Genomic DNA, 10,350 nt, shown 5'->3' on the forward strand with positions numbered 1-10,350 from the left:
AAGGAAAGCAATGATAGGATTTTTTTTAAACAAACATTTTGAACAAGCAATCAGCGTCGCAAACGACGGCGAGGACGAATACATTACTACTTCGCACGTAGTTTATGCGATTTTTAAATACAATAAGCCCTTTCACGGGCTCATCGCCAAAGAAATTCCGGATATTAACTACCTAAATATCTTGGATAATCTGGGCGGGCTTTTGGATATGATGCCTAAATCAAGTGGCAAGGCTCCAGCGCAGACGATAGAATTTAAGCAGTTCTATACTGAATTAAATAACGCTAAAGAGCCTAAAAATGAGCTTGATTTTATGCTTAAAATTCTAAATGATAAGGAAAACGACTGCACTAAAATTTTAAATCACTACGGTATCAATGCCGCGATTTTTGAGCTCATTGTGCGAAAGTACAAATCCGCTTTCGATCACCGCGATGAGGTCGTTTCTCGCGACGAAGCCGCAGCGATTAAGCTAAACTCATACGATATCGATGATATCACGCATGCGATGAATTACGACGAAAGCCGCAGGCAGTGGCAGAATACGGAATTTGAGCCTGCGTTTGAGGGCGAAAAGGACGCCATAAACGAGCGCGATATTAAAAAGGACTCGCCTAGCTCACTTTATACAGCGAATCTCAATAAAATTGCGCTTGAAGGTAAGATCGATCCACTCATCGGACGCGAAAAAGAGATCGAAAAGACGCTGCAAACCCTCTGTCGCCGCAAGAAAAATAATCCGATCTTAGTGGGCGAAGCAGGAGTTGGTAAAACAGCGATCATAGAGGGTATAGCGCTAAAAATCGTCCGTGGCGAAGTGCCAGAAAAGCTAAAAAATAAGGTGATTTACGCCCTTGATGCTGGCGCTCTGATCGCAGGCACTACGCTACGCGGGGAGTTTGAAGAGAGGCTAAAGGATCTCATAGACGAGTTTAGCGCCAATCAAAACGCGATTTTATTTATCGATGAAATTCACACGATCGTTGGCGCAGGCACGGGCAATCGCAACGAACTTGATATGTCAAACATCCTAAAGCCTTCGCTTGCAAGCGGCGAGCTATCGGTCATCGGCGCTACTACATACGGGGAATACCGCTCGTTTTCGCAGGATAAAGCGCTTAGCCGCAGGTTTTGTAAGATCGATGTGAGCGAGCCTAGTATCGACGATAGCGTCGAAATTTTAAAAGGCGTAGCCAAAAAATATGAGGAATTTCACGGCGTAAAATTTAGCGACGAAATTTTGCGTGATAGCGTAACGCTTGCTAAAAAATATCAAAACGATAAATTCCTTCCCGATAGCGCCATTGATCTCATCGACGAGGTGGGTGCGAGCTTTGCGTTTAAGCCGCACGAAGCTCCGCTTGAAATCAGTAAGGACGATTTAGTAAATACGCTTTCGATTAGCGCGAATATCGCAAATTTAAGCAGTAGCGTCGATAATAAACAGGTACTAAAAAATCTAGAAGCCAATATCAAGCGTGAAATTTTCGGTCAAGACGAAGCGGTTAGCAGTCTTTGTAAGGCACTTCTACGCTCTTACGCCGGGCTTGGAGGTGCAAGCTCTCCTATCGGGGTATTTTTGTTTGCAGGTAGCAGCGGCGTGGGCAAAAGTGAGCTAGCTAAGGTCTTAGCCGCGCAGCTTGGAGTGCATTTTGAGCGCTATGATATGAGCGAATATATGGAAGCTCACAGCGTCTCTAGGCTCATCGGCGCACCTCCCGGATACGTGGGCTTTGAAAACGGTGGAATTTTAACGAATAATATCAAAAAGCACCCTTATAGCGTCATTTTATTTGATGAGGTAGAAAAAGCTCATCCTAGCATGACGAATATTTTTTTAGGAATTTTCGATAACGCAAGTCTTACCGATAACAACGGCGTTACGACCGATTTTAAAAATACGATCATAATAATGACGTCGAATTTAGGCACGAAAGAGGCGCCGCAGGTTGGATTTACGAAGGACGAGAGCTATAAAGTAGATAGTGCCATAAAAAGCTTTTTTGCGCCAGAATTTCGCAACCGCATCGATAAAATCATAAATTTTAACCGCTTAAGCGGCGAAATTTTAGAAAAGATCGTGGATAAAACTATCGGTGAGCTGGAGTCGCAGCTAAAAAACGTAAAAATTAGCCTAAACAAGGAAGCAAAAGATTTGATTATCTCGCGCGGCTATTCGGACGAGTTTGGAGCGCGAAATTTAAAGCGCGAGATCAGCTCTCAGATCAGCGATCATATAAGCGGCGAGCTGCTTTTTGGCGCGCTGCAAGAGGGCGGCTTGGTTAGCGTGAGCGTAAAAGATGGCGAGCTAAGCTTTAGCTTTGCTTCTACGCCTTTGCCGCAGATAGAAAAAAAGCAACCTGCACTAGCTCAAAGCAGTGTCGTTAAATAATGGCTCGGTTTTACGATTTTCCAGATCCCATGGATGCGCCCGCTTTTGCGCCACTTGCAAGCGGCGGCGATCTGAGCGAGGATTGCTTGCTTAGCGCTTATAGCGCAGGGATATTTCCGTGGTTTAGCGAGGATGAGCCGATTTTATGGTGGTCGCCCGATCCGCGCGCAGTGCTTGATCCGCGTGAAGTGCGTGTGCAAAAGTCCATTAAGCCCTATCTTAAGCGATATGAAGTGAAATTTGACGCGAATTTTAAGGGCTTCATCGAGCGCTGCAAAGACGTACGAAAAAAAGAGAGCGACGGCACGTGGATCAGCGAGCAGATCGTGCAGGCTTACTCGCGTTTGGCAGCAGACGGCTACGCTCACAGCGTCGAGGCATACGAAGATGGCGAGCTTGTGGGTGGGCTATACGGGCTAATTTTTGGGCGGGTGTTTTGCGGCGAGAGTATGCTGAGCCTAAAGAGCAACGCTTCGAAAGTCGCGCTGATTAGGCTTTGTGAGGTGCTTGCAAATTTCGGCTTTCTAATCGACTGTCAGATTATGAATGAGCATCTGAAATTTATGGGTGCTAAAGAGATGCCGCGAGCGGAATTCCTCGCTCTATTTGCTGAGCTTAGTGTGCAAGATAGCGGCTTTGAGCGCTTTGCGGATCTTAAAGTTTCGCACGGAGCGCAGCATTGAGCCAAAGCTTGAAATGCGGCAGCACGAAAAACGCGCAGAATTTAGAATTTTAAAGAAATAAGATGTGGCAAAGAGATAAAAGCTCCTCGGTCGGTATGATTATTGTGATGTTTATATTCGTGCCGGCGGCGCTTTTTGTATTTTTGGCGATTTTATATTTTTGGGGCAGCACTGAGCGCAAGCTACCGCGCCTGGATGTCAATGAAACCAACAGCGCGATCCGCGGCGCGATAATCGCAAAAGATAACTACGTCGCGGCAAATTCCGTCAAACTCTATAAAGTTAGCGTCGACGCACGCAGCATCGATAAAAACAAGCTTGATCTTTTCGTGCGGCTATACTGCATCTACACGGGTGATAGCGAAAAGCGTGTCAAAAGCGCGATCGAGGGCTCTGGCGGCACGACCGTGCTGTCGTATAAGATCGACGCCAAAACCGCAGTGCATCTAAAAGAGCTTGCATATAAGCTAAATTTAAAAAAGGTCTTCGTCAGCTTCATGGGCTCAAACGGCAGGTTAAATCCGCCTATCCGCATGAGCGTGACCGAAAGCGGCGAAAAGCGCAGCTACAATGTCGGTGATTCGCTCACTCCGTTAATCGGCTATATCAATAAAAAAGAGGTTGATGGCATCACCAAGGTTAGCGGAATTAAGGGGATCGAGAAGTACTATGAGTATTATCTAGCGCCGGTTAGAGATGAGTTTATCGTGGGCCCGCGCGATATCGGCGGCAACATCATCCTAGAGCGTAGCAGCAAAAAAACGGGCAGGATCGACGGTTACAATGTCCGCCTAAGCGTGCCGCTAACGCTGCAAAGAAAGATAGAGCGCCTAAGCGATGAGGGCGCTGATAATTACGATGCGCGAGAAATCGTGGTAGGCATTATGAACTCCAAAACGGGCAAAATTTTATCCCTTGCGACCAATGCCCGCTATGACCCCTCAAACATCACGAAAAACGATCTTAAGAATTTAAATTTTACCGCGAGCGAATACGCCTACGAAGTGGGCTCGATTATGAAGCCGATAATTTTCGCAATCGCCTATGATGCCAAAGCCGTCAAACCGGGAGAGATCATCAACACCTATAACGGCAGCTATAAGCTTGGTACTCGCACGATCCGCGACACGCATCCTGCAAAGCAGATGAGCGGCGAGGAGATCATCATCCACAGCTCAAATATTGGAATGATTAAAATTTCAGAGCGGCTGGAGGGGCAGGCTATTTATGACGGGCTGATGAACTTCGGTATGTCGCAAAAAACGGGCATCGATCTGCCGTATGAGCAGAGCGGAAATATACCTAGCATCAAAAGCCTGAATAATAAAATTTACAAAGCCACGATCAGCTACGGCTACGGCGCGCAGATGACTTTCCTTCAGATGCTCAATGCCTATACCGTCTTTAACAATGGCGGCGTGATGATCAGCCCGCGCCTAGTCGAAAATCTCGAAAATAATGGCAAAACTTACACCGTTAACGAAAGCGAAACCCGCCAGGTAATCTCTAAACCTACCGCCGACGTGATTAAAGGAATTTTAATCAAAACGGTCGAGAGCGGCACGGGGCGCAAAGGGCGGGTAGCGGGGCTGCAAATCGGCGGCAAGACGGGCACTGCGCGCATCGCCAAGGGAGGCGGCTATTCGAGCGCCTATAATAGCTCGTTTTTTGGCTTTGCCAACGACGCGGACACTAGCTACACGATCGGCGTTTTGGTGCGCGAGCCTAAAAGGGGCAGCTACTACGCCGCTCAAAACGCACTGCCGATATTTAAGCGGGCGGTGGGAATTTTGATAGAGGAGGGCTATCTAAAGCCCGCAGCTGACGCAAACGCCACGCAAAAGGTCGAGATCAAGGATGAGGCAGTTGAAATTAAAGATTAAATTTGCTAAATTTCGCGAGGTTTTTTAAAATTTTGCGGCGACGAAATTTCACGGAATTTAGCGCGACTTTTGAAATTTTAAGGCGTTTAAATTTTACGGCGCGGAATTTTGGCGGCATAGAATTTATCGGCGTAAAATTTTAACGGCACGAAGATGAAATTCTATCGCGACGCGGGATTTTATGCTGTGCCGCTTGCTGCGCTAAGGTGGTGGAGTTTTATCGCAATACAGAATTTCGGTGCGACGTAAAATTCTGTATCAAGGCAAAATTTTAAATTTGCCGTCACGCAAGTAACGCAAGTAAAACAGCGAGTGAGCTTAGCTGTTTAAATTTAAAACGCGGCGCTATTAAATTCGCGTCGTATGCCCGTGCAGCTGCGAAATTTAACGAGTTTAGCGGCAAGGTTTAACGACGAAATTTAACGCAAAGAAAAGAGGAAAATATGAAAGCAAATGAGGGAAAAATGAAAATAGCGATAATCGGACTTGGCTACGTGGGGCTTCCTTTGGCGGCGGCGTTTGCGGCAAAACACGAGGTCGTGGGCTTTGACGTCTCGCAAGAGCGCATAGACGAGCTGCGCGGCGGGCACGACCGCACTCTGGAGCTTAGCGACGAGGAGCTTGCTGCGGCGATTAAAAACGGGCTTAAATTTAGCGCAAATCTAGATGATATGAGGCAGAGTAATTTTTATATCGTGTGCGTGCCGACGCCAGTAGATAGGCTAAATCGCCCCGATCTCACGCCGCTAATCAAGGCCAGCGAAAGCGTCGGAGCCGTGCTTAAAAAGGGCGACATCGTCGTGTATGAAAGCACCGTCTATCCGGGCGCTACGGAGGAGGACTGCGTGCCGGTGCTTGAGAGAGCCAGCGGGCTAAAATTTAACCGCGATTTTTTCTGCGGATATTCGCCCGAGCGGATCAATCCGGGCGATAAAATTCACACCGTCACTAAGATTAAAAAGATCGTCTCGGCAAGTACCCCGGAGGCTCTGGACGTCGTAGATAGCGTCTATCTTAGCATCCTGCAAAACGGCACCTTTCGCGCTAGCAGTATAAAGGTCGCCGAGGCTGCGAAGGTGATCGAAAACACCCAGCGCGACATCAACATCGGCTTTATCAACGAGCTTGCGATCCTGTTCGGCAAGCTCGGTATCAACACCAACGACGTCATCGACGCGGCGGCTACGAAGTGGAATTTCTTAAGCTTCCGTCCGGGGCTCGTGGGCGGGCACTGCATCGGCATTGATCCGTATTATCTGGCGCAGAAAGCGACCGAGGTGGGCTATCACCCCGAAATCATCCTCTCAAGCCGCCGCATTAACGATAATATGGGAAGCTACGTCGCTACGGAGGTCGTTAAGATGATGATAAAATACGACGAAAAGGTAAAGGGAGCAAAGGTCTTGATCTTGGGACTTACGTTTAAAGAAAACTGCCCCGACACCCGCAATACGCGCGTCGTGGATATGATAAACGAGCTTAAAAATTTCGGCTGCGAGGTAAGCGTCTATGACCCTTGGGCGAGCGCCGCCGACGCTAAGAGGTACTACGACATCGATCTGCTGCAAAAGCCCGACTTGCACAAATTTGACTGCGTCGTAATCGCCGTAGCGCATAAGCAGTTTTTTGAGCTTGATTACGCGGGCTCGCTGGTTTACGACGTGAAAAATGTCTATAAAGACGCGCAAGGAAAGCTCTGAAATTTAGCTTGGGGGTTAAATTTAGACTTCTAAATCGGCGGCTTAGCGAGGGATAAGGATGAACGAAGCAAGGCTCGAAGAGCTAAAGAAAATTATAAATGAGCGGCGTCAAAATTTAGAGCGAGGCTCACAGGAAAATTCTGACGCTCAAAATTCCAATGCCTTAATTTTAATAAAGGAGATATAGATGAGTAGAGGAAGTGTTGATAAAAGGTGTACTTATTACAGGTGGTTTTAAATCGCTACAAGAATATTCTGATTTACCAAAAGCTATTAAAGGAATACAATGAAAAACCCGCTTTACTACGTAGATTATTGGTATGATTTGATTAAATTCGGCTTTGATCGGAAGCATACTTTTATAACGCTAATCGTTGTTTGCGTTTCATTTATCGCACCGATACTTCTTTTGATAGCATATCAAAGCGCACCTAGTAGAAAAAATATAGAAGATCCTTTTGTTTTTGTTGGAACTATAAGCGAATTTCATAAATATGATAGCTATCGTGGCGGAACCGGCTGCAATATATCCGTGCGAGGAAGCGGTAAAATTTTTGATCTGCATATCGGAAATAGCAAGACAGATTATGAACAATTCGGTATGCAATTTTGTGATTTAATTTACAAAAACTATATAGATCAAATTTGCGTAAAAATTAAAATGTCGGAAAGATTTTTAAATGAATACGGGTATTGCGATGGAACAAAAATACATACCTCAAATGCAGAGGATTGGGATAATTTATATTTTCAAAGAAATATACTAACCTTAACTAGTATATTGCTATTTTTATCCGCATTGTATTCAATCCTCAAGCTTCATAAAGAATATAAAAAATCCAAACTAAAAGATTAAATTTTAATCTCTAAATTTACAACGCCTGTGCGAGTATAAATTTCGCGAAATCCTCGCGGGAGTTCGGGCATTTGCACACTTCGTAGTATTCATAACCCAGCTCGCGCGCCTGGGCCCTATAAAAAATATCCAGCTCGAAATCGGTCTCGGAGTTATCCACGCAAAATGCGATCGGAAATATGAGCGCTTTTTTGCTCTGCAGATCTCGCAAAACGTCCGCGACATTGGGCTCTAGCCACTTCACGGGGCCCAGGCGCGATTGATACGCCAAAATGATCTCTTTAAATTTAATCCCGCGCGCAGCCAGCAGATCTTTTAAAATTTCCACGTGCGCCTCTACCTGCGCCTCGTATGGATCGCCCGCGGTGATCATTTTTACCGGCAGCGAATGGGCGGAAAATATGAGCGAAATTTGCGAAATTTCATCCGCGCTAAATTTCGCGACGCAACTTGCGATTAAATTTAGTAAAATTTCGTTGTAAGCGGCGTTGTCGTAGAAAATGTCGATGATTCTATAATTTTTTATACCGAGCCGTTTAAGCGCCGCCTCGGCAGAACACAGGCTCGATTGTACCGTAGTTTTTGAGAAGTGCGAATACAAAGGCATCAAAATTATCTCGTCAAAATCCGCATATTTTTTAAATACATCCTCCGCAAAAGGCGGCGTATAATTCATCGCATAATCGCAAATTAGCTCGTCTATCGGTTTTTCATCCTGCGGCGCTTCATTTTGTAGCGGCTCGCCATGCGTCGGGACGTCTCGCGGCGGCTTGCTTTGCAATGAAATGTCTTGCAGCGGCTCATTCGCGGCGCCCGCATCCGCTGTGCCTTCAAATTTTAACCCCGCGCCGAATTTTGCTCGCGCTAGTTCATTTACCCGCTCGCAAAGTGCTTCGGTAATGGAGCATATCGGCGAGCGTCCGCCCAGTTTTTCGTAGTTACTGCGTGCCGCCGCCGCTCTGCTTCTTACTATGAGTGCGGCTAAAACGCTGCGCCAAAAATCACTTTTAATGCCTAAAATAAAGGGGTCGTTAAACATATTTTTTAAAAAAACTTCAACCTCACTCAGATTGTTCGGACCGCCCATGTTGAGCAAAATTAGGGCTTTTTTCATGAGATGATTTCTCTGATTTTTATCGCGTCCTCCACGCTTGCAAGACCTGCGTTAGTGCTGCTGTCGCACATCGCGCAAAACGCTTCGTGTTCACGCCGTAGCGAAAAGTCATCGCGATCGACGCGCAGATTTACGCGCCCATCAGGCGTAATTTTAAAAAGAGTTATTGAAATTAGATCGCCGAAATACACGCCGCTGTCGGTGCAAATCTCGATGCCGTGGCGTCTGATCGGATAGAGATTGGACTGCATTAGCGTGCAATAGCAGCCGCTTTTTGTGTGAAGCGTTGCACATGCGGCTAGAGTGCGCTCTTTAGAGATATTTTTGCTAAGTTCTATGCAGGCGATCTCGCTGTGAGAAAGCAGCCGCACAAGATCGATATCTCTAAAAAGGGCATTGGCTACGATATCTGCTCTATCATCGTTTGCAAAGCCGCTTACAAAGCTCATCGAAAAAATTTTATCCCCCTTGGCAAGCTCGCGTAGCAAGGATACGATTACTGGATTGTAGCGGTCGGAGTAGCCTACGGCTAGGCGCGTGCCGTTAGTGGTGACTGCGTAGTTTATCTCTCTAGCTTCGGCTAGGCTTTGTGCAAGTGGAGATTCTACAAAGATATTTTTGGTAAACGGCAGGCATTTTAAAATCAGCTCTTTATGCGATGGCGGGGGAGCTGTGATGACTACGGCGTCGGGCTTGGCGACGTTAAAAAGATCGGTTAGATTATCAAAGATCGGATAGCGCGGGCCGAAATTTTCACTGCTGCCCTTATGATAAAGCGCTACAAGCTCGAAATAATCGCTCCTTCTTAGCTCGCTGAAGTGCTTTTGACCAAGCTCGCCCATGCCTATGATCGCTATCTTTTTTTTCATCGCCATGCCCTAAATTTAATCTTTCGCGCCATTATAACTAAGAATGGTTAAAATTTATAATTTTTAAAATCTAATTTAGCTAAAATGCGCCTTTAAAATTTAACTTGAAATAGGACAAATCATGGATATTAGAAGCGAATATTTAAATTTCTTTGCAAGCAAGGGCCATCAGATCATCCCCAGCGCGCCGTTGGTGCCAGATGATGATAGCTTGCTTTTTACAAATGCGGGCATGGTGCCGTTTAAAAGCATATTTACAGGAGCCGTACCGCGCCCGATCCCGCCTATCCGCACGAGCTGTCAGACTTGCATCCGCGCCGGTGGCAAGCACAACGATCTAGACAACGTCGGCTACACCGCGCGCCATCATACGTTTTTTGAGATGCTTGGCAATTTCAGCTTCGGCGAGTATTTCAAAGAGCAGGCGATCGCCTATGCGTGGGAGTTTATCACTGAAATTTTAAAGCTTCCAAAAGACAAACTCTACGTCACCGTGCATGAAAAGGACGACGAAGCTTACGAGTTCTGGGCGCGCCACATAGCGCAGGAGCGTATCTACCGCTTCGGCGATCATGATAATTTTTGGGCGATGGGCGATACCGGGCCGTGCGGGCCGTGCAGCGAAATTTTTTATGATCAGGGCGAGGAGCATTTTCACTCGCCCGAGGATTATATGGGCGGCGACGGCGACCGCTTTTTAGAGATTTGGAATTTAGTTTTCATGCAGTACGAGCGCAGCAAAGACGGCAAGCTTAGCCCGCTTCCAAAGCCTAGCATCGACACGGGCATGGGGCTTGAGCGCGTCACGGCGATTAAAGAGGGTAAATTTAGCAACTACGACAGCTCGCTTTTC

General features: G+C 46.5%; 9 protein-coding genes. 7 read left to right on the plus strand and 2 right to left on the minus strand.

Annotated elements, in window-relative coordinates; genetic code table 11:
* The first annotated feature begins 10 nt into the window (after positions 1–10).
* The 6 genes from Q0198_RS05225 (at position 11) to Q0198_RS05250 (ending at position 7,514) form a co-directional block, all read left to right on the plus strand.
* A complete protein-coding gene (locus Q0198_RS05225; RefSeq protein ID WP_297895842.1) occupies positions 11–2,392 on the plus strand; it encodes an AAA family ATPase in 2,382 nt (793 codons plus the stop codon).
* Positions 2,392–3,075: a leucyl/phenylalanyl-tRNA--protein transferase gene (gene aat, locus Q0198_RS05230; protein ID WP_297895844.1), complete on the plus strand. Its 684-nt coding sequence runs from the start codon at positions 2,392–2,394 to the stop codon at positions 3,073–3,075. Before Q0198_RS05225 ends, aat begins: the two co-directional genes overlap by 1 nt.
* A 62-nt stretch (positions 3,076–3,137) precedes the next feature.
* Entirely contained in the window at positions 3,138–4,958 is a 1,821-nt protein-coding gene (locus tag Q0198_RS05235) for a penicillin-binding protein 2 (protein ID WP_297895846.1), read from the plus strand.
* A 464-nt stretch (positions 4,959–5,422) separates the two neighbouring features.
* Positions 5,423–6,658 carry a nucleotide sugar dehydrogenase gene (locus tag Q0198_RS05240; protein ID WP_297895848.1) on the plus strand — a complete coding sequence of 412 codons (1,236 nt, stop codon included), beginning with the start codon at positions 5,423–5,425 and terminating at the stop codon, positions 6,656–6,658.
* A 58-nt stretch (positions 6,659–6,716) separates the two neighbouring features.
* Positions 6,717–6,845 carry a hypothetical protein gene (locus Q0198_RS05245; RefSeq protein ID WP_297895849.1) on the plus strand — a complete coding sequence of 43 codons (129 nt, stop codon included), beginning with the start codon at positions 6,717–6,719 and terminating at the stop codon, positions 6,843–6,845.
* Between the two features lie 99 nt (positions 6,846–6,944).
* Positions 6,945–7,514, plus strand: a complete 570-nt coding sequence (locus tag Q0198_RS05250; RefSeq protein WP_177386614.1) for a hypothetical protein — start codon at positions 6,945–6,947, stop codon at positions 7,512–7,514.
* A 16-nt stretch (positions 7,515–7,530) separates the two neighbouring features.
* Here the strand turns inward: Q0198_RS05250 and hemH are convergent, their stop codons facing one another.
* Positions 7,531–8,628 carry a ferrochelatase gene (gene hemH / locus Q0198_RS05255; RefSeq protein ID WP_297895850.1) on the minus strand — a complete coding sequence of 366 codons (1,098 nt, stop codon included), beginning with the start codon at positions 8,626–8,628 and terminating at the stop codon, positions 7,531–7,533.
* A complete protein-coding gene (locus Q0198_RS05260; RefSeq protein WP_040304050.1) occupies positions 8,625–9,497 on the minus strand; it encodes a Gfo/Idh/MocA family oxidoreductase in 873 nt (290 codons plus the stop codon). Before Q0198_RS05260 ends, hemH begins: the two co-directional genes overlap by 4 nt.
* A gap of 121 nt (positions 9,498–9,618) precedes the next feature.
* Here Q0198_RS05260 and Q0198_RS05265 point away from each other — a divergent pair.
* A partial coding sequence (locus tag Q0198_RS05265; RefSeq protein WP_297895852.1) for an alanine--tRNA ligase-related protein occupies positions 9,619–10,350 on the plus strand: 732 nt, incomplete at its 3' end.

Origin of the sequence: uncultured Campylobacter sp. (genome assembly GCF_938045205.1) — a bacterium.
Taxonomy (GTDB): Bacteria; Campylobacterota; Campylobacteria; order Campylobacterales; family Campylobacteraceae; genus Campylobacter_B.